This window comes from Nocardioides houyundeii, assembly GCF_002865585.1.
In the GTDB taxonomy this organism is placed as follows: domain Bacteria; phylum Actinomycetota; class Actinomycetes; order Propionibacteriales; family Nocardioidaceae; genus Nocardioides; species Nocardioides houyundeii.
Genome location: NZ_CP025581.1, coordinates 2,523,644 through 2,542,139 on the forward strand (window position 1 = coordinate 2,523,644; position 18,496 = coordinate 2,542,139).

The following is an 18,496-nucleotide window of genomic DNA, read 5'->3' on the forward strand; positions in this document are numbered from 1 at the left end:
TACCACACCTTCACAGCGACTCGGATTCCTGATAGAAACCTCTCACCCACATTCGCTGCCGCGCACGTGGGTCACCCGTTTTCCGCGCAGGCCTGAGCAACCGGCGCGAGGGACTTCCTGGAGGGGATGTCGTGTGATCGACGTCGGATTCGACTTCACCGGCCGGCACGTGCTGGTCACCGGAGGGACGCGTGGCCTCGGCCTGGCCGTGGCGCAGGCCTTCCTGGACGCAGGGGCCCGGGTGTCCATCACCGGGACCAAGATCCTGCCGTCCCTCTACGACGCCGATCTCAGCCGCTTCGAGTACCACCAGCTGCGCCTGGCAAGCAGTGACGCGATCGAGTCGTTCGTGGAGCGCATCGGTGCCCTCGACGTGCTCGTCAACACCGCCGGCGCGCGCCTCTCCACCGACCTTGCCGAGCACGAGCGGGAGTTCCTCTGCCACTCCGCCCGCCTCGGGTTCGTCGGCCCCCTGCGGCTGACCCAGCAGCTGAGACCGCGACTGTGCGCCTCGCGCGCGCCGGGCGGCGGTGCCGTCATCCACGCCGGCTCCACCGCCAAGTGGCTGGAGCTGACCCAGACCCCGGCTGACGCCGAGGCGGAGCTGGTGGCCCAGACGTCGCGCACCGGACGCGCCTGGCAGCGCCTCGGCTCCCGGGTCAACATGGTGCTGCCTCCCCCGCGGTTCAGCGTGCCGCACCAGCAGCGGGGGCACTTCTCCTCCTACGCCACCACCGGGGACAGTGCTCTCCTCACCCGCCCGCGGACCGCCTCCGGTGTCACGGCGGAGCAGATCGCCTCGGTCATCCTGTTCCTGTCCAGCGGCGGAGCCGCGGCAGTCACCGGCCAGACGATCCGCACCGACGCCACGCGCTGAGGCGCAGGCGAGCGGCTCAGAAGTCGCCGGCGTCCTCGCGGACCGGGCGCAGCAGCGCGCTGACCTCGCGGAGCTGGTCCCGGCTGAGCACCCCAAGCCCGAAGTCGGCTGAGACCAGGTCGTCCGTCGCGGCCACCACGAGCTGGCGTCCGGCGTCGGTGATCTCCGCCAGCACCGTCCGGCCGTCCTCAGGATGGGGCCGGCGCGCCACCAGCCCGGCCACCTCGAGGCGCCGCACGATCGAGGTGACGGAGGTGGGGTGCACCTGGAGACGCTCCCCCATCTTGCCCAGCGGCAGCGAGCCGCGTGAGGAGAAGACCAGCAGCACCAGTGCCTCGTAGCGGGCGAACGTGAGCCCGTGCGGGCGCAGCAGCCCGTCGAGACGGGACAGCACGATCTGCTGGGCGCGCATCAACGAGGTGACCGCGTGCATCGCGGTGACACCCTCCCAACGGGCCTCCCACTGCCGGGCCGCCTCATCGATGGGGTCGAAGGGCAGGGACATCAGTTGACGACTCTCGGTCCCCGGAGGCCGGCCCGCTGGACGACCCGCTGGATGGAGTGGTCGCGCTCGTTGGGCCGCCCGACGAACTTGATGTCGCGAAGCCCCTGCTCCTGGGCTGCGGACTCGAAGCAGAAGTGCCCGTACCCCAGCACCCGCCCCAGGAACGGCTTGCTCACCGTGATGTCGAGGATCCGCGACAGCGGCATGGTCGCCTGCTGCCGGGAGAACACCCCGTGCACGCGGAAGACCCGCATGTTGGTGATGACGAAGCGGTCCATGTGCTCGCGCATCGCCAACCAGGTGCCGTGCAGCCCCAGGGCGGCCCCGAGCACGAACGGCAGCCAGGCGATGTCGGGATCGGAGAACAGCATGCCCACCAGCAGCGCGCCGGCGCCCGCGAGCTCCAGCGAGGCCCGGACGTACGCCGCCCAGTGGTGCCGGACCTCGTCGACGACGACCTCGCCCTCCTCGCGCAGCAGGTGCTGCCCGATGTCAGGGTCGGTGAACCACGAGGTCAGGCCCATGCCCGGTCCGTCGCAGCGCCAGCGCGAGGCTGGGTCACCTGAGCGCCCCGAAGAAGTTGATCAGGGCCCGGAAGAGCTCGGTGGTCAGTTCCCACGCCTGGCCGGCGCCCGACTTCGCAGCCTCGGCGAGTCCACTGGGGTCGGTGAACATCCAGAAGCCGAGGAACACCACGACCAGCACCAGGATCAGTTTCTTGGCTTTCACGTCCGAGAACTCCATCCACGTCAGGCCACAGGACGCCTATTACTAGCAGGTTCTCAAGCCCCTGCTCCGCAGGCGCGCCACGATGCGGTCAGTCGCTGCAGGTGGCGGCCCTGACGACAGCGGCGGTCACTGAGCAGCCGCGACCGCGGCGACCAGCCGGTCGGCTGCGGCATAGGGGTCGACGTGGCCAGCGACCACGTCGGCCGCCAGCGCGTCCAGCGAGGCGTGCCCGTGCACGGCTGCCCACCGGGCGCGCAGCGTGGCCACGGCGATCGCCTCGATCTCGTCCCGGGCCCGCCGGGTCCGGCGCACCGCCAGCGCCTCGCTGGAGGCGAGCCACTGGTGGTGACGGGCGATCTCCGTGGCGACCTCGTCGAGCCCTTGCCCCATGCGGGCCACCGTCTTGACGATGGGCGGCTTCCAGGCCCCCGCCGGGCGGTCGCCCAGGGTGAGCATGGTGCGCAGGTCCCGGCGTACCTGGTCGGCGCCGTCGCGATCAGCCTTGTTGATGACGTAGATGTCGCCGATCTCCAGGATCCCGGCCTTGGCGGCCTGGATCCCGTCGCCCATCCCGGGGGCGAGCAGCACCAGCGTGGTGTCGGCCAGCCCCGCGACCTCGACCTCGCTCTGGCCGACGCCGACCGTCTCGACGAGCACGATGTCGTAGCCGGCGGCGTCCAGCACGCGCAGCGCCTGGGGCGTCGTCCAGGCGAGGCCACCCAGATGTCCGCGTGAGGCCATGGACCGGATGAAGACCCCGGGGTCGAGAGCATGGTCCGACATACGCACCCGGTCCCCCAGCAGCGCTCCGCCGGAGAAGGGCGAGGACGGGTCCACGGCCAGCACGCCGACCCGCTTGCCCGCCTTGCGCAGCTGTGTCACCAAGGCGCTGGTCGAGGTGGACTTGCCCACCCCCGGGGACCCGGTGATGCCCACCACGTGCGCCTGGCCGGCATGGGGGGCCAGCGCGGCCATCACCTCGCGCAGCTGCGGCGACTCGTCCTCCACCAGCGAGATGAGGCGCGCCACGGCTCGCGGGTCGCCCTCGCGGGCCCGGGAGACGAGTTCGGGGACCGACGCCGCTAAACGGCGCCGGTCCCCGGACTGCGGGGTCACGCCTGCGGGACCCGGATGATCAGTGCGTCACCCTGACCGCCGCCACCACACAGGGCGGCAGCGCCCACGCCGCCCCCGCGACGCTTGAGCTCCAGCGCCAGGTGCAGCACGATGCGGGCCCCCGACATCCCGACCGGGTGCCCCAGTGCGATGGCACCGCCGTTGACGTTCACCTTGTCCTCGTCCAACCCGAGCTCGCGCGCCGAGGAGATGCCGACCGCGGCGAAGGCCTCGTTGATCTCGAAGAGGTCGATGTCGGTGACCGCGATGCCCTCCTTCTCGACCGCCTTGGCGATGGCCGCCGCGGGCTGCAGCTGCAGCGTGGAGTCGGGGCCCGCCACCTGGCCGCTGGCACCGATCTCGGCCAGCCAGGTCAGGCCCAGCTCCTCGGCCTTGGCCTTGCTCATGACCACCACGGCGCAGGCGCCGTCGGAGATCTGGGAGGCGGTGCCGGCGGTGATCGTGCCCTCCTTGGAGAAGGCGGGGCGCAGCTTGGCCAGGGTCTCGGCCGTGGTCTCGGCACGGACCCCCTCGTCCACCGACACCACGGTGTCACCGCGGCGCGAGCTGATGGTGACCGGGACGATCTCCTCGTCGAAGGCGCCGTTCTTCTGGGCCTCCACCGCCAGGCGGTGGCTGCGCGCGGCGAAGATGTCCTGCTCCTCGCGGGTGAGGTTCGCGGCCGCCGCGTTGCACTCCTCGGTCAGCAGCCCCATCGCCTGCTTGGTGAACTGGTCGTAGAGCGCGTCGTAGGCCATCGAGTCCACCAGCGCGGTGTCGCCGTACTTGAAGCCCTCACGGGACTTCGGGAGCAGGTGCGGCGCCTGGGTCATCGACTCCATGCCGCCGGCCACCACGATCTCGTGCTCGCCGGCGCGGATCAGCTGGTCGGCCAGCGCGATGGCGTTGATGCCGGAGAGGCAGACCTTGTTGATGGTCAGGGCCGGCACGTTCATCGGCACCCCGCCGTTGACGGCCGCCTGGCGGGCGGTGATCTGGCCGGCGCCGGCCTGGATCACGTGGCCCATGATGACGTACTCGACCTGGTCGCCCGAGACGCCGGCCTTGTCGAGAGCGCCCTTGATGGCGACCCCGCCCAGGTCGGCCGCGGACTGGTCCTTGAGTCCGCCGAGGAGACGGCCGATCGGGGTGCGAGCCCCAGCGACGATGACGGAAGTGGTGCCTGACATGCGGGTGCCTCCTGTGCTGGCATGGTGGATGCCGCCGAGCCTAGCCCGAGGAGCGGGACACCCCCCTCCTGTCCCTGATGTGGACCGGTGCACACGGAGCCGGGCGCACCAGCCACCATGTGGCCATGAGCGCACCGCTGGAAATCCCCGACCACCTGTTCACCGCGATCGACCACGTCGGCATCGCCGTCCCCGACCTCGACGAGGCCATCGCGTTCTACCGCGACACCTTCGGCATGAAGGTGGCCCACCAGGAGACCAACGAGGAGCAGGGCGTGCGCGAGGCGATGATCGCCGTCGGCGACTCCGGCTCGATGATCCAGCTGCTGGCTCCTCTCAACGAGGAGTCCACGATCGCGAAGTTCCTCACCCGCTCCGGTCCCGGACTGCAGCAGCTGGCCTACCGGGTCACCGACGTCGACGCGGTCTGCGAGATCCTGCGCAGCCGCGGCGTCCGCCTGCTCTACGACGCCCCCAAGCGCGGCACCGCCAGCTCGCGGATCAACTTCGTGCACCCCAAGGATGCCGGCGGCGTGCTGGTCGAGCTGGTCGAGCCGGCCGCCTCGGGCGGCCACTGAGCCACCCGGCGACGCGCCGCTGTGACTATGACCTCACGCACATTCGGTTCGCATAGTGTTACCCGTGGGTAATCTTCGCCTCAGCACCCTGACCCCCTAGGAGACGATCCAGTGCAGAACATCCTCGATGCCATCCTCGCCGGTGACACGGCGGCGGAGGACTTCGCCAACCTCCCGCTGCCCGAGTCCTACCGCGCCGCGACGGTGCACAAGGACGAGGTCGACATGTTCGAGGGCATCGCGACCCGCGACAAGGACCCCCGCAAGTCGCTCCACGTCGAGGACGTGGCCCTGCCCGAGCTCGGCCCGGGCGAGGCCCTCGTGGCGGTGATGGCCTCCGCGATCAACTACAACACCGTGTGGACCTCGATCTTCGAGCCGGTCTCCACCTTCGGCTTCCTGGAGCGCTACGGGCGCCTCTCGGAGCTGACCAAGCGCCACGACCTGCCCTACCACGTGGTCGGCTCCGACCTGTCCGGCGTCGTCCTCCGGACGGGCCCGGGCGTGACGAAGTGGAAGCCGGGCACCGAGGTCGTGGCGCACTGCCTCTCGGTGGAGCTGGAGGGTCCCGAGGGTCACGACGACACGATGATGGACCCCGAGCAGCGGATCTGGGGCTTCGAGACGAACTTCGGTGGGCTCGCCCACGTCGCCCTGGTCAAGGCCAACCAGCTGATGCCGAAGCCGAAGCACCTCACCTGGGAGGAGGCCGCCTCGCCGGGCCTGGTCAACTCCACCGCCTACCGCCAGCTGGTCTCCAAGAACGGTGGCGCCATGAAGCAGGGCGACAACGTCCTGGTCTGGGGCGCCTCCGGCGGTCTCGGCGGGTTCGCCACCCAGTACGCCCTCAACGGTGGCGCCACCCCGATCTGCGTGGTCTCCAACGAGGAGAAGGCGAACATCGCGCGCTCCATGGGTGCGGAGCTGATCATCAACCGCTCCGAGGAGGACTTCAAGTTCTGGAAGGACGAGCACACCCAGGACCCCAAGGAGTGGAAGCGCCTCGGCGCCAAGATCCGCGAGCTCACCGGTGGTGAGGACATCGACATCGTCTTCGAGCACCCCGGTCGGGAGACCTTCGGGGCTTCGGTCTACGTCACCCGCAAGGGGGGCACCATCACCACCTGCGCCTCGACCTCGGGCTACATGCACGAGTACGACAACCGGTACCTGTGGATGAACCTCAAGCGCATCGTCTCCTCGCACTTCGCCAACTACCGCGAGTCGTGGGAGGCCAACCGCCTCATCGCCCAAGGCAAGATCCACCCCACGGTCTCGCGGACCTACACCCTCGACGAGGTCGGCCAGGCCGCTCTGGACGTCCACAACAACGCCCACCAGGGCAAGGTGGGCGTGCTCTGCCTGGCACCCCAGGAGGGCCTGGGCGTGCGCAACGACGAGATGCGCGCCCAGCACGTGGACAAGATCAACCGCTTCCGCGGCGTCTGAGCCACCGCGCTGCCTCACCCCGCTCACCGACACGCCCCGGTTCGCGTGACTTCCATCCCGGAGTCCGCGAGCCGGGGTGTGTTAGTTGCCGGGCATCAGTAACACTGGAGGGCACCGCACACCGCACCGAGATCCCAGAAGGGGTGCCCCACCACCATGAGCCGCGACGAGGGCCTTTCCATCTTCGACGAGCAGAGCGATCTGACCGACGACCAGCCGACCCAGCGTCTCGAGGTCGACCCGGCGCGTGAGAGGCCCAAGAGCGTCGCCCCTGCCGCGGATCGGACCCAGGTGCAGCCGGCGGTGCCGCCCAGACGCGTCAACGCCGCCGCCGCCGCCGCCCCGCGGTCGGCAGGCTCCACGACCAGCGCTGCCAGCTCCGCTGCGCGGACGCCGGTGTCGGCGCCGGTGGGCCAGCCCGCCGAGTCGCTGCCCCTGGTGCGTCGTGGGGGGTACGACAAGGAGGCCGTGGACCGCAGGCTGGCGCAGCTGGCCGAGGAGAGCGCCAGGCTCACCAGCCGCCTGGCCGAGGCGGAGGCGCGCAGCAAGGCGCTGGAGACCGAGATCGACCAGCTGCGCGCCCAGGCCTCCGAGGCGGAGAACCCGACGTACGCCGGCCTCGGCGGACGGGCGGCCTCCATGCTGCGGCTCGCCGAGGACGAGGCGGCGGACGTGCGTGCCGAGGCTCAGCGGGACGCCCAGGAGATCCGGGACCAGGCCCACCGGGACGGCAAGGCGATCCGGGCCGAGGCGGCCCGCGAGGCCGAGGACATGCGGATCGTGCAGCTCAAGGAGCTCGAGGACAGCCGCGAGCGGGTGCTGGCGGATGCCGAGCAGGAGCGCACCCTGGCGCTCAGCGAGGCCGAGGACCTGCGCGCCTCGGCGCGTCGGGAGTCCGAGCAGCTCCGCCTGGCGGCCCAGCAGGAGACCAACGACCTGAGGGTGACGGCCACCCGCGAGGCCGAGCAGATGCGCGCCGCTGCGGACCGCGAGGTGCAGGAGGCCCGTCGCACGCTGGCGGTGGAGAAGGAGCGGCTCGCTCGCGAGGCGACCGACCACCACACCAACGCCACGGCCGAGACCGCACGGCTGGTCACCGAGGCGGAGCAGCGGGCCAACGCCGCCGAGCAGCGCGCCCGCGAGGCCACGACCCAGGCCAACACGATGCGCCAGCAGGCCAAGAAGGAGGCCGACGCCCTGCTGTCCAGGGCCCGTCGAGAGGCGCAGCAGATCGTCACCTCCGCCAAGACCCAGGCCGAGTCCGTCGCGACCAGCGGCCACGCCGAGTCCGAGCGCCAGCTGGCGACCATCAGGTCCGAGGTGGAGCGGATGGCCAAGCGGCGCGACGCGATCACCGCGCAGCTGGGTGCCCTGCGCGACGTGGTGGCCAGCTTCACCGAGGACGAGGACTGATCCCACACCCCCGTGTCCGGGTGCAACGACCCGGCAGCCCCGCGCGGGCTGCCGGGTCGTTGCGCGTGCACGTCGGGGCGATCGGCCGGCGCCCCGGCCTTGCCTGCGGCTGACCGCAGGAGGCTCGCCTAGGTGAGGAACCGCTTCAGCACGGCGATGAACGTCTCCGGCTGCTCGGAGTGGACCCAGTGCCCGGCGTTCTTGATCGTCACCCGTCGTACCCGGGGGAAGAGGCTCTCCATGGCCGGGGCGTACTCGTCGAGCACGTAGGCGGAGTCGGCACCGGCGATCCACAGCACGGGCCCGTCGTACGGGGCGACGCCGGCCAGCCCCTCCTCGGGCCAGCCGCCGATCTCGGCGAGCTGCTCCCCCAGGGTCGCGAGGTTGATCTGCCACCGCCACCCGTCGTCCTCACGGCGCAGGTTCTGCAGCAGGAAGCCGCGCACCGTCGGGTTGGGCACCGCCTCGCGCAGCTGGCGGTCCGCATCGTCACGCCGCTCGAGCAGCGTGAGGTCGATGGCCTGCATCGCCGCGATGTAGGCGGCGAACTCGCTGGTGTGGCGGTAGCTGACCGGAGACACGTCGACCACGCACAGGCGGCTCACCCGCTCGGGGTGGAGCAGGGCCGTGAGCATCGCGACCTTGCCGCCCATGGAGTGCCCCACCAGGGTCACCGGCTCCGGTCCCAGCACGTCCGCGAGCCGGTGTGCGTCCTCGATCAGGTCCAGGTCCTCGGTCCAGGCCGAGCGCCCGTGGTTGGGCAGGTCGACCAGCAGGACGCGGTGGTCTGGCAGCGCCTTGGCGATTTGCGTCCAGTTGCGGCCCTGGCCGAAGAGACCGTGGCAGAACACCACGGGCGAGCCGTGGTCACCGAACGACGTGGTGTGCAGCGTGGTGTCGTCCGGCACCAGCGCGCTCAGAAGTCGAACCCGTCGAACATGTCCCCGAGACCTTCCCCGATGCCGCCGAGCATGTCCCCGACCCCTTCGCCCACCGCGCCGAGGCCCTCGCCCAGGCCGTCCAGGCCACCGCTGAACATCATCCCCATGAACATCCACTGCATCGGACCGAAGGCGCCGTAGTAGCCCTGGGCGTAGGGCTCGTAGGCCCGTCCACCCTGCCAGTAGGGCACGCGCTGCGAACCCACCATCACCTTGCGCACGTCAGGCTCGGCACCGACCCGCACCCGCTCGGCGTCCAGCGCGCAGGCGGGCACGTCGCGCTGGACACCGCCGGGCGGGACGTAGGCGACGTCGGTCACCGAGAGGCCGTGCCGGGGATCGAAGAAGCAGGGCGGACGGCGGGTGGGCAGCGGCTGACCGGCGACCCGGGCGCGGACGCACGACATGGCATACCTGCCGTCATCCAGGATCTCGGTCACGTGACGCACCTGGTCGGGGGCGGTGAGCGCGTCCGCAGCGGTCTTCGCTGCCTCGTAGGCGTCGAGAGCACGCTGGTAGTCGGCGTTCTCCCCGGCTCCCAGCGGCTGTCCGGCGAGGTCCGTGTCGAGCTCCTGAAGCTCCACCCCCAGGGCGGTGACGTCCTCCTCGACCAGCCGGCGTACCGGCGCGAGCTCCGCCTCCGCCTGCGCCGCCCGGCGGCGCTGACCGGCGCGCGAGCCGACCACCACGGCGCCCAGCGCCGCGACGAGGACCAGCACCAGCAGGACGAGCTCCATGACGCCACTGTACAAAGCGGCACGAAACGAGGCGGCCACGAGCAACCCCCCGGTGCTCGCGGCCACCTGACCGCTCCGTCCTGCTCGCCGGCCCGTCCCCCGATCGGGCCGCCGCGAGGAGCGTGCTGCTCACTCTCTCCCGGCCAGGCAGCGCTCGGCATCGGTAGTCCTACGTAATTGCCCCGGCGCTCGCGATAGATTGCCGCTGTGCTGACTCCTTGCGTGGGACGCGAGCAGGTGCAGGACCTGCTCGCCGTCGCCATGTCCACCTCCCGGTGGGTCACCGTGGTGGGTCCCCCGGGATGTGGCAAGACGCTGCTGGTCCGCCACGCCACCGAGCACCTGCCCGACCGGGTCTGGGTCAACGCGACCGGCCTGCGCTGCACCCAGGAGGTGCTGTCGGCCTGCCTGGACGCGCTCAACACCCAGCCGGCCCCCGGGGACAGTGCCGAAGGCGTGCTGCGCCGGGCCCTGGACGGGACCGACACCATCCTGGTGATCGACGGCCTGGAGACGCTCGAGGAGGATCTGGGCACCACGCTCCAGCAGGTGCTCGACGCCACCTCGGGCGCCCGCCTGACGATCACCACCCGTGAGATGGCAGGACAGCCTGGCGAGCACGTCGTCCGGGTCGGCCCCCTGCCGGTCCCCGGCTCCCTCGATCCGCTCACCGGCCCCGCCGTGGAGCTGTTCGCGCGGCGGGCACAGGCCGCCGGCGGGTTCCCGCTGGACCTCACCGCCCACGACGCAGACGTACGGCGGCTGCTGCGAGCCACGGGCGGGCTCCCCCTGCTGATCGAGCAGCTGGCGGTGCAGAGCGCGCTCACCGGGGTGGCGAACGTGGAGCCCGCCGCCAGCCTGGCGATGGCTGTGCAGGCCTCCTACGACCTGCTGGACGAGAACCACCAGCGGTGCTTCCGCCGGCTGGCGCAGATGCAGACCCCGGTGAGCATCGCGGTGCTGGCCGCCATCACCGAGGTGGACCGCGCCGAGGCCAGCCGGCTCGGCATCGGCCTGGCGCGCCGTAGCCTGGTCGAGGTGCTGCCCGACGGTCGGTTCGACATGCTCTCCCCCATCCGCCGGCACGGCGCCTTCCTGACCGCGTCCACCCAGGACTCCGCACGCACGCGCGCAGCGCTCATCGCCTGGGCCGACTCGGTGGCGCCGGACCACGACAACGTCGGGGCGGGAGACGCCGCGTGGCTGCCTGACCTGCCGGTGATGCGCGCGGCCATCTCGGCGGCCTGTGCCGACCCCACCACCCGGGACCTGGGCTACGCGCTGGCCAACCGCATCTTCTCCGCCCTGTACACCTCCATGAGGGCGCGTGAGGCCGTGGAGATCCTCGAGGGTGTCCTGGTCAGCGGCGACGGCCCCGGGGTGATCGGGGCCCAGGTCGCCCGCCGGGCCGGCATCGCCGCCTCGGAGGTCCGCGGCACCTACGAGGGACTGTGGCTGCTGGACCGGGCCGACGAGCACGCCGCGCTCGCCAGGGAGCCGGGACTGGAGATGGCCAGGACGGCTTCCATCAGGGCCGAGATGCACCTGGACGCCGGGGCGTTCGACCTGGCCGAGCAGGAGGCCAACCGCGCGATGTCGCTGGACCCGACCGGACGCTCGATCGCCCGGCAGGCGACCAGGACCCTGGTCGACGTCCGGGTCGCCCGGGGTGACTTCATGGCCGCCGTCTCCTGCGCGGAGCGCATCATCCCCACCCACGACGCCAACGACGAGCGCTGGATCAGCCTGTCGGCGCGCACCCTGCTGGGTCGCGTCGCCCTGGAGCAGGGCCGCCTGGCCGAGGCCGAGGCTGCGGCCCGGGCGACCGTGGCGGAGTCACGCCGCCTCGCCGAGGACCGGGTCCGGCTGCTCGCCGAGACGCTGCTGCGCCAGGTCGACCCGTCGGGGCCGGTCACCACCAGCGAGCGGGACGGGCTGCCCTGGGCGGTCCGGCTGCCCGTGCTCGCCCAGGACGCCCGGGACCTGCTCGAGAGCGGGCACCCCGACGAGGGCGCCGGGCTGGCGGCCGACGTGGTGGTGCTGGCGGACAGCAGCCGGCTGGGGCGGGACGCGGTCGAGGCGCGGCTGGTGCTGGCTCACGCCCTGCTGTCCCTGGGCGAGACCGACCAGGCCGCCAGCACCTTCCTCGCCGCTCTGGACCGGGCCGCCTCGATGCCGATGCCGCTGCGGGCCGCGGACGCCCTGGACGGCCTCGCGCTCGTCGCGCAGGCCCGCGAGCAGCGCGACGCCCGGCTCCTCTCCGGCGCCGCCGCCGAGATCCGCCGGCGTCGTCAGGCGCTGCCCTGGGGACTCGCCGCTCGACGTCGGCCGGTTGCTGGACGTGCGTGCCCCGCGGGCTGGGTGCGCCGCGGCAACCTCAGCGACGACGGCCTGCGGGAGGTGAGCAGGATCTTCGCCCCGTGGTCCCCGCCGACCGACTCCCCCCTGGACGCCCTCACCAGGGCCGAGCGGGAGGTCGCCGAGCGGGTCGCGGACGGCCTCACCAGCCGGCAGATCGCCGAGGAGCTGTTCGTCTCCCCCCGCACCGTCGACACGCACCTGAGCCACATCTACCGCAAGCTCGACATCAACACGCGCGCCCGGCTGGCCGCCATGGTGGTCGACCTGCGCTGAGCGGGCACCGCTCGTCCTAGTCACCTGGGACAGGACGAGCGGCGACTCCGCACACCGGCTCAGTAGCTGTGGAAGCCCTGCTTGGTCTTGCGACCCAGGTGGCCCTGGTCCACGAGCTGCGCCAGCAGCGGCGCGGGCGCGAAGCCGGCGTGCTTGAACTCCGCGAACAGCTCCTGCTGGATGGCCAGCGAGACGTCGTTGCCCACCACGTCGAGCAGCTCGAAGGGGCCCATCGGGAAGCCGGCGTGCTCCTTGACGGCCGCGTCGATCTCGCTGGTCTCCGCGACCCCGGTCTCCAGCATCTTCACCGCGTCGTTGAGGTAGGGGAAGAGCAGCGCGTTGACGATGAAGCCGGCCCGGTCACCGCAGGAGACGGCCACCTTCCCGACCTTCGCGCACAACGCGCGCACCGTCTCGTCGACAGCGGCGTCGGTGAGCTCGGTGGTGACCACCTCGACGAGCTTCATCACCGGGGCGGGGTTGAAGAAGTGCATGCCGATGACCGACTCAGGACGCGCGGTGGCCGCGGCGCACTGCGAGATCGGCAGGGAGGAGGTGGTGGTGGCCAGGATCGCGCCCGGCTTGCAGATGCGGTCCAGGTCGGAGAACAGCTGGGTCTTGACCGCCAGGTCCTCGGCGATGGCCTCGACCACCAGGTCCACGGACGCCAGGTCCTCGCGTGAGGTGCCGCCGGTGAGCCGACCCAGGACCTCGCTCTTGGTCGCCTCGTCGAGCTTGCCCCGCGAGATCGCCTTGTCCAGCGACCTGGTGATGGCCGCGGTCACGCCGTCCAGCTTCTCCTGGCTGCGACCCACGAACACCACGTCGTAGCCGCTCTTGGCGAAGACCTCCACGATGCCCGAGGCCATGGTGCCGGTGCCGACCACGCCCACCGAGGCGATGTCGTGGCGCAGCTGCGGCTCGACGGAACCGCCCGCCGCGCCCTCGGCACCCTCGATCGTCCGGGCGCCTGAGCTGACCAGGCGCTGGAGCAGGTCGGCCGGGTCGTGGAGCTCGTCGCCGGTCTCGGCGAACATCGCGGCCAGCTCGTCGCGCACCGGCTCCAGCCCGTCCTGCTCGACGGTGGTCAGCGGACCGACGGGGTAGCCGCAGCCGAAGCGCATGGCGGCGTCGATGTCGGCGCGCGAGGCGTAGCCCTCGGCGTACATGCCGATCGCGTGGTTGAGGTAGGGCAGGACGAGGGTGCGGCTGATCTGTGCCGGGGAGGGGGTCTGCGTCATGGCCGCATGATGACACGTCCCTACCGGTCAGTAGCGTCCGTTCAGCCGCTGGACCACGAGATCCGGACCACAATGGCCGACCAACCGCCCCCAGGAGGTAGATTCCCTGCCCGTGAGACTCGTCGTTGCCACCTGCCAGGTCGACTACGCCGGACGACTGACGGCCCACCTGCCGATGGCTACCCGGGTGCTGATGATCAAGGCCGACGGATCGGTCCTGGTGCACAGCGACGGCGGCTCCTACAAGCCGCTGAACTGGATGTCGCCCCCGTGCACGGTCCGCGAGGGGGTCGTCGAGGTCGACGGCACCGAACGGGTCGAGTGGACGGTCACCAGCAAGGGCGACGACACCCTGCGAATCCTCATCGAGGAGATCCACCACGACTCCTCCCACGAGCTAGGCGTCGACCCCGGTCTGCGCAAGGACGGGGTGGAGAAGCACCTGCAGGAGCTGCTCGCCGAGCACCCCGCCACCCTGTCCGACGGACTGACCCTGGTGCGGCGCGAGTACCCGACCGCCATCGGCCCGGTGGACCTGATGTGCCGCGACGCCAACGGCGCCAGCGTGGCCGTGGAGATCAAGCGGCGCGGCGAGATCGACGGCGTGGAGCAGCTCACCCGCTACCTGGAGCTGCTCAACCGCGATCCCCTGCTGCGGCCGGTGCGCGGCATCTTCGCGGCCCAGGAGATCAAGCCCCAGGCACGCGTGCTCGCCACCGACCGCGGCATCGCCTGTGCGGTGGTGGACTACGACTCCCTGCGGGGGATGGACGACAGCGAGCACCGGCTCTTCTGAGCCCCCTGCCGGGTCTTCCCCGCGCCCCTGGCAGGGCGCCGTCGAGAGGGCTAGCGTCGTGACCCCCACTCGGCGCACCCACGGGAGACGCGATGACCTCCAGGCTCAACCCCTACCTCAACTTCGACGGCCGGGCCCGCGAGGCACTGGACTTCTACCGGGGCGTGCTGGGCGGCGAGCTGCACCTGAGCACCTTCGGGGAGTACGGCGACCCCGCGGCACCGGGGGCGGACCTGGTCATGCACGGCCAGCTCGAGACGCCCGACGGCTTCACCCTGATGGTGGCCGACCTGCCGCCGGGAGAGACCCACTCGGTGGGCACCAACATCCAGATCAGTCTCAGTGGGGACGACGCCGAGGCGCTGCGCGGCTACTTCGCGGCGCTCGGGGACGGCGGCACCGTCACGGTGCCGCTGGAGAAGCAGATGTGGGGCGACGAGTTCGGCATGCTCACCGACCGGTTCGGGATCGGCTGGATGGTCAACGTCGCCGGCGACGCCGCCTGAGGCTCAGCGGCGCGCCGGCGACGCAAGCTCAGTCCTGCGTCTCGTCCAGGTCGTTGGCCCGACGGATCACGTCGACGATCCCGTCCATGATCTCGGTCAGGCCGAAGTCCTTGGGGGTGTAGACCGCGGCCACTCCCTGCTCGATCAGCGCGCGGCCGTCGGAGTCGGGGATGATGCCGCCGACGATCACCGGCACGTCGTCCAGGCCGGCCTCGCGCAGGCCGGTCAGGACCGAGGGCACCAGCTCCATGTGGGAGCCGGAGAGGATCGAGAGCCCGACACAGTGCACGTCCTCGGCCACCGCCGCCGCCACGATCTGCTCCGGGGTCAGCCGGATCCCCTGGTAGATGACCTCGAAGCCGGCGTCCCGAGCGCGGACCGCGACCTGCTCGGCACCGTTGCTGTGACCGTCCAGGCCCGGCTTGCCCACCAGCAGCCTGAGCCGGCCGCCCAGCTGCTCGCCGGTCTCCTTGACGCGGTCCCGGACCGCCGTCAGCTCGGCGCCGGCCTCGGCCGCGCCCACGGCGCCGGAGACACCGGTGGGGGCGCGGAACTCGCCGAAGACCTCGCGCAGCGTGCCGGCCCACTCCCCGGTGGTCGCGCCGGCTCGGACGGCGGCCAGCGTGGCGTCCATCAGGTTGACCTCGGTCTTGGCGTCCGCGGCCAACCGCTCCAGGGCCGACTTCACCTCGTCCTCGTCACGCTCGGCCTTCCAGGCGCTGAGGCTGTCCAGGGCGGACCGTTCGGCCTGCGGGTCGGCCGCCATGATGGCACCGTCCAGGTCGGCGGTGAGCGGGGACGGCTCGGTGGTCTCGAACTTGTTGACCCCGACGATGATCTCCTCGCCGGCCTCGATCCGGCCCCGGCGTGCGGCGTGGGCCGAGACGAGCGCGGACTTCATGTAGCCCGACTCCACGGCCGCGATCGCCCCGCCCATGGACTGGACGCGGTCCATCTCCTCCTTGGCGCCCGCCACCAGCTCGGCCACCTTGGCCTCGATGACGTGGCTGCCCTCGAAGATGTCCTCGTACTCGAGCAGGTCGGACTCGAAGGCCAGCACCTGCTGCAGCCGCAGGGACCACTGCTGGTCCCACGGGCGGGGCAGACCCAGCGCCTCGTTCCACGCGGGGAGCTGCACGGCGCGCGCCCGGGCGTTCTTCGACAGCGTCACGCCGAGCATCTCCAGCACGATGCGCTGCACGTTGTTCTCCGGCTGCGCCTCGGTCAGGCCCAGTGAGTTCACCTGCACGCCGTAGCGGAACCGTCGCATCTTGGGGTCCGTCACGCCGTACCGGACCCGGGTGATCTCCTCCCACAGCTGCACGAACGCGCGCATCTTGCAGGTCTCCTCGACGAAGCGCACCCCGGCGTTGACGAAGAAGGAGATCCGGCCCACGACGCGCTCGAAGTCCTCCTCGGAGACCTGCCCCGACGCCTTGACCTGGTCGAGCACGGCGATGGCCGTGCAGAGGGCGTAGGCGAGCTCCTGCGCGGGCGTGGCACCGGCCTCCTGCAGGTGGTAGCTGCAGATGTTGATCGGGTTCCAGCGAGGGATCTGGTTGACCGTGTACGCGATCGTGTCCGCGGTCAGCCGCAGCGAGTGCTCCGGGCCGAACACGTAGGTGCCCCGGGAGAGGTACTCCTTGATGATGTCGTTCTGGGTGGTGCCGGCCAGCTGCGCGGCGACCTCGGTGGGGTCGAGCTCGGGGTTCTGCTCCTCGGCGACCACCTGGTACATCGCCAGCAGCCACATCGCGGTGGCGTTGATCGTCATCGAGGTGTTCATCGCGGTGAGCGGGATGTCCTCGAACAGCCGCCGCATCTCGCCCAGGTGCGGGACCGGGACACCCACCTTGCCGACCTCGCCACGACTCAGCGGGGAGTCGGGGTCGTAGCCGGTCTGGGTGGGCAGGTCGAACGCGACCGACAGTCCCGTCTGGCCCTTGGCCAGGTTCTTGCGGTAGAGCGCGTTGGACGCGGCGGCGGTGGAGTGGCCGGCGTACGTGCGCATCACCCAGGGACGGTCCTTGGAGTGCTGGGGGTCAGTCATAGGGGTGATGTTAGGCCCCGCTCGTCCTGCGCACGCGTGGTCTCGCTGTGGGAAACAGCACTCATGCGGTCGCGGCGTGCCGCTCCACCTCGACGACCCGGACGAGCCGCGAGATGTGCAGCATCCGGCGGACCGCGGGACTGCAGCCGCGCAGGGTCAGGTGATGGCCTTGGCGCGCCGCACGACGGGTCGCGACGGCGAGCAGCCTGAGGGCGGTCACGTCGACGGCGCCGACGTCGCTCAGGTCGACCACGACGTCCTCGGGGTGCTGCCCGAGGTGCTGGTAGAGGGCCTCGCGCACCTGCCACGTGCTGCGGACGTCGAAGTCCCCGCTGAGCTCGAGGGTCGATCCCTTCGTGACGATCTCCATGTCCCGCTCCCCTCCGACGCCCGGACGCCGGTGTGTTGGAGGCCTCCCCCGAGGCCTCCACCGATCGGTCACCTCGCCCCGATGCGAGGTGGACTCGATCGCTATGACGTTGTTCGTACCCGAAAAGGTTGCGCCGCCGCCAGCGCTTTTCCTGGCGGGTCGACGCCGGCGACGATAATCGGACACGCAGTTACACGACCATTCGGTAATGTGACTCATGTTACATCTGTGACTTGCCTGTTCGACGGAGGCTGGCGGCGATTCCGGACCCTGCGTACGGCGATAGGCTCGCGATCATGGTCAACCTCACCCGCATCTACACCCGCACCGGCGATGCCGGCACCACCCGACTCGGCGACATGAGCGAGACGTCGAAGACCGACTCCCGTCTCGCCGCGTACGCCGACGTGGACGAGGCCAACGCCAGTCTGGGCGTGGCACTGGCCCTCGGCGGGCTCGCCGACGACGTGCAGCGGGTGCTCACCCGCGTCCAGAACGACCTGTTCGACGTGGGCGCCGACTTCTGCACCCCGGTGGTCGCCGTCCCGGAGTATCCCCCGCTGCGCATCGAGCAGGACTACATCGACCGCCTCGAGGACTGGTGCGACCAGTACAACGCCGAGCTCCCCAACCTCCGCTCCTTCATCCTCAACGGAGGGACCCCAGGCGCCGCGCACCTGCACGTCGCGCGCACGGTCGTACGACGGGCCGAGCGGTCCGCGTGGGCGGCGTGGGCGGAGCACGAGGAGACGATGAACGTCCTGGCCATCAAGTACCTCAACCGGCTCTCGGACCTGCTCTTCATCCTGGCCCGGCACGCCAACGCCGAGCGCGGCGACGTGCTCTGGGTCCCTGGCGGCGAACGCTGAGGCGGCTCAGCGCAGTGGCTTCAGGTCCCAGTTGGTCCCGGGCGGCCCGGCCTCGAGCCACGCCTGGAACCCGGTGAGCGACGAGGAGCTCATCGCCAGCTCGACGCTGCCGCCGGTGGTGCTGCAGGCCACCACGACGTGATCGGCGTACAACGCGGTCCGCTCGGGTCCCGAGGGCGTCCGCTTGCCCGAGAAGCTGATGTCGTCCCGCCGCCACACGTACTTCGGGGACGGCGAGAGGGAGAAGACCCGGAACCACTCCAGGGAGTCGCCGCTGTAGCGGCCGACCCCGAGCAGCCAGCCGCGTCCGGGCTTGCCGGTCCGCGCCCGAACGCTCAGCTCGAACGTGCCGCCGTTGCGGGCCAGGACGCGCCGGCGCACGATCAGCGCGACCCCGTAGAGGAGCACAGAGACCAGGAGCGCGCCCAGCACGTCGAGCAGGACGATCCAGAACTCCAACCAAACCTCCTCGGTCACGACCCCGTGCGGTAAATG

General features: G+C 71.1%; 19 protein-coding genes. 8 read left to right on the plus strand and 11 right to left on the minus strand.

Annotated elements, in window-relative coordinates; genetic code table 11:
- Window positions 1–133 precede the first annotated feature (133 nt).
- The gene (locus C0R66_RS12055) at window positions 134–877 is read left to right on the plus strand and encodes an SDR family NAD(P)-dependent oxidoreductase (protein WP_158648025.1); all 744 of its coding nucleotides are present in this window, start codon (window positions 134–136) and stop codon (window positions 875–877) included.
- Between the two features lie 16 nt (window positions 878–893).
- Here C0R66_RS12055 and C0R66_RS12060 read toward each other — a convergent pair whose 3' ends face one another.
- The 5 genes from C0R66_RS12060 to C0R66_RS12080 form a co-directional block, all read right to left on the minus strand.
- Window positions 894–1,382, minus strand: coding sequence for a MarR family winged helix-turn-helix transcriptional regulator (locus C0R66_RS12060; protein ID WP_101524896.1), 489 nt, complete (start codon window positions 1,380–1,382; stop codon window positions 894–896).
- Window positions 1,382–1,906, minus strand: a complete 525-nt coding sequence (locus C0R66_RS12065) for a PH domain-containing protein (protein WP_101524897.1) — start codon at window positions 1,904–1,906, stop codon at window positions 1,382–1,384. Before C0R66_RS12065 ends, C0R66_RS12060 begins: the two co-directional genes overlap by 1 nt.
- A gap of 34 nt (window positions 1,907–1,940) precedes the next feature.
- Window positions 1,941–2,111 carry a hypothetical protein gene (locus C0R66_RS12070; protein WP_158648026.1) on the minus strand — a complete coding sequence of 57 codons (171 nt, stop codon included), beginning with the start codon at window positions 2,109–2,111 and terminating at the stop codon, window positions 1,941–1,943.
- A 126-nt stretch (window positions 2,112–2,237) separates the two neighbouring features.
- A complete protein-coding gene (gene meaB / locus C0R66_RS12075; RefSeq protein ID WP_101524899.1) occupies window positions 2,238–3,227 on the minus strand; it encodes a methylmalonyl Co-A mutase-associated GTPase MeaB in 990 nt (329 codons plus the stop codon).
- Window positions 3,224–4,417 carry an acetyl-CoA C-acetyltransferase gene (locus C0R66_RS12080; protein ID WP_101524900.1) on the minus strand — a complete coding sequence of 398 codons (1,194 nt, stop codon included), beginning with the start codon at window positions 4,415–4,417 and terminating at the stop codon, window positions 3,224–3,226. The genes meaB and C0R66_RS12080 overlap by 4 nt, the downstream gene beginning before the upstream one ends.
- A gap of 125 nt (window positions 4,418–4,542) precedes the next feature.
- Between C0R66_RS12080 and mce the strand changes: the two genes are divergently transcribed.
- The 3 genes from mce to C0R66_RS12095 all read left to right on the plus strand — a co-directional run bounded on the left by mce (window position 4,543) and on the right by C0R66_RS12095 (window position 7,857).
- The gene (mce, locus tag C0R66_RS12085; RefSeq protein ID WP_101526221.1) at window positions 4,543–4,995 is read left to right on the plus strand and encodes a methylmalonyl-CoA epimerase; all 453 of its coding nucleotides are present in this window, start codon (window positions 4,543–4,545) and stop codon (window positions 4,993–4,995) included.
- A 111-nt stretch (window positions 4,996–5,106) separates the two neighbouring features.
- Complete coding sequence (gene ccrA, locus C0R66_RS12090) at window positions 5,107–6,444, plus strand: crotonyl-CoA carboxylase/reductase (RefSeq protein ID WP_101524901.1); 1,338 nt, start codon at window positions 5,107–5,109, stop codon at window positions 6,442–6,444.
- A gap of 156 nt (window positions 6,445–6,600) precedes the next feature.
- Complete coding sequence (locus C0R66_RS12095) at window positions 6,601–7,857, plus strand: coiled-coil domain-containing protein (protein ID WP_101524902.1); 1,257 nt, start codon at window positions 6,601–6,603, stop codon at window positions 7,855–7,857.
- A gap of 128 nt (window positions 7,858–7,985) precedes the next feature.
- Here C0R66_RS12095 and C0R66_RS12100 read toward each other — a convergent pair whose 3' ends face one another.
- Complete coding sequence (locus tag C0R66_RS12100) at window positions 7,986–8,765, minus strand: alpha/beta fold hydrolase (protein ID WP_199286661.1); 780 nt, start codon at window positions 8,763–8,765, stop codon at window positions 7,986–7,988.
- A gap of 8 nt (window positions 8,766–8,773) precedes the next feature.
- Entirely contained in the window at window positions 8,774–9,535 is a 762-nt protein-coding gene (locus tag C0R66_RS12105; protein WP_101524903.1) for a hypothetical protein, read from the minus strand.
- Window positions 9,536–9,742: 207 nt separating this feature from the next.
- Between C0R66_RS12105 and C0R66_RS12110 the strand changes: the two genes are divergently transcribed.
- On the plus strand, window positions 9,743–12,169 hold the full coding sequence (locus C0R66_RS12110) for a helix-turn-helix transcriptional regulator (RefSeq protein ID WP_158648027.1): 2,427 nt from the start codon (window positions 9,743–9,745) through the stop codon (window positions 12,167–12,169).
- Between the two features lie 59 nt (window positions 12,170–12,228).
- On the opposite strand, the gene C0R66_RS12115 is transcribed toward C0R66_RS12110, so the two are convergent.
- Window positions 12,229–13,410 (minus strand): 3-hydroxyacyl-CoA dehydrogenase family protein, encoded by a 1,182-nt coding sequence (locus C0R66_RS12115; protein WP_101524905.1) that lies wholly within the window; start codon window positions 13,408–13,410, stop codon window positions 12,229–12,231.
- A 112-nt stretch (window positions 13,411–13,522) separates the two neighbouring features.
- On the opposite strand from C0R66_RS12115, the gene nucS reads away from it, so the two are divergent.
- Window positions 13,523–14,206, plus strand: coding sequence for an endonuclease NucS (nucS, locus tag C0R66_RS12120; protein ID WP_101524906.1), 684 nt, complete (start codon window positions 13,523–13,525; stop codon window positions 14,204–14,206).
- 92 nt (window positions 14,207–14,298) lie between these two features.
- The gene (locus C0R66_RS12125; protein ID WP_101524907.1) at window positions 14,299–14,712 is read left to right on the plus strand and encodes a VOC family protein; all 414 of its coding nucleotides are present in this window, start codon (window positions 14,299–14,301) and stop codon (window positions 14,710–14,712) included.
- Window positions 14,713–14,740: 28 nt separating this feature from the next.
- Here the strand turns inward: C0R66_RS12125 and C0R66_RS12130 are convergent, their stop codons facing one another.
- Both C0R66_RS12130 and C0R66_RS12135 read right to left on the minus strand, forming a co-directional pair.
- Window positions 14,741–16,762 carry a protein meaA gene (locus C0R66_RS12130; RefSeq protein ID WP_101524908.1) on the minus strand — a complete coding sequence of 674 codons (2,022 nt, stop codon included), beginning with the start codon at window positions 16,760–16,762 and terminating at the stop codon, window positions 14,741–14,743.
- 61 nt (window positions 16,763–16,823) lie between these two features.
- Window positions 16,824–17,132, minus strand: a complete 309-nt coding sequence (locus C0R66_RS12135) for an STAS domain-containing protein (RefSeq protein WP_101524909.1) — start codon at window positions 17,130–17,132, stop codon at window positions 16,824–16,826.
- 296 nt (window positions 17,133–17,428) lie between these two features.
- On the opposite strand from C0R66_RS12135, the gene C0R66_RS12140 reads away from it, so the two are divergent.
- A complete protein-coding gene (locus C0R66_RS12140) occupies window positions 17,429–18,001 on the plus strand; it encodes a cob(I)yrinic acid a,c-diamide adenosyltransferase (protein ID WP_101524910.1) in 573 nt (190 codons plus the stop codon).
- A 6-nt stretch (window positions 18,002–18,007) separates the two neighbouring features.
- Here the strand turns inward: C0R66_RS12140 and C0R66_RS12145 are convergent, their stop codons facing one another.
- Complete coding sequence (locus C0R66_RS12145; protein WP_240311521.1) at window positions 18,008–18,478, minus strand: DUF2550 domain-containing protein; 471 nt, start codon at window positions 18,476–18,478, stop codon at window positions 18,008–18,010.
- Between the last annotated feature and the right edge of the window lie 18 nt (window positions 18,479–18,496).

Bases quoted from the DNA above. Each gene is read 5' to 3' on its own strand.
- C0R66_RS12115 (WP_101524905.1), bottom strand. From the start codon at position 13,410: ATGACGCAGACCCCCTCCCCGGCACAGATCAGCCGCACCCTCGTCCTG.
- C0R66_RS12105 (WP_101524903.1), bottom strand. From the start codon at position 9,535: ATGGAGCTCGTCCTGCTGGTGCTGGTCCTCGTCGCGGCGCTGGGCGCC.
- C0R66_RS12125 (WP_101524907.1), top strand. From the start codon at position 14,299: ATGACCTCCAGGCTCAACCCCTACCTCAACTTCGACGGCCGGGCCCGC.
- C0R66_RS12140 (WP_101524910.1), top strand. From the start codon at position 17,429: ATGGTCAACCTCACCCGCATCTACACCCGCACCGGCGATGCCGGCACC.
- C0R66_RS12080 (WP_101524900.1), bottom strand. From the start codon at position 4,417: ATGTCAGGCACCACTTCCGTCATCGTCGCTGGGGCTCGCACCCCGATC.
- C0R66_RS12065 (WP_101524897.1), bottom strand. From the start codon at position 1,906: ATGGGCCTGACCTCGTGGTTCACCGACCCTGACATCGGGCAGCACCTG.
- C0R66_RS12060 (WP_101524896.1), bottom strand. From the start codon at position 1,382: ATGTCCCTGCCCTTCGACCCCATCGATGAGGCGGCCCGGCAGTGGGAG.
- C0R66_RS12095 (WP_101524902.1), top strand. From the start codon at position 6,601: ATGAGCCGCGACGAGGGCCTTTCCATCTTCGACGAGCAGAGCGATCTG.
- C0R66_RS12130 (WP_101524908.1), bottom strand. From the start codon at position 16,762: ATGACTGACCCCCAGCACTCCAAGGACCGTCCCTGGGTGATGCGCACG.
- C0R66_RS12135 (WP_101524909.1), bottom strand. From the start codon at position 17,132: ATGGAGATCGTCACGAAGGGATCGACCCTCGAGCTCAGCGGGGACTTC.
- mce (WP_101526221.1), top strand. From the start codon at position 4,543: ATGAGCGCACCGCTGGAAATCCCCGACCACCTGTTCACCGCGATCGAC.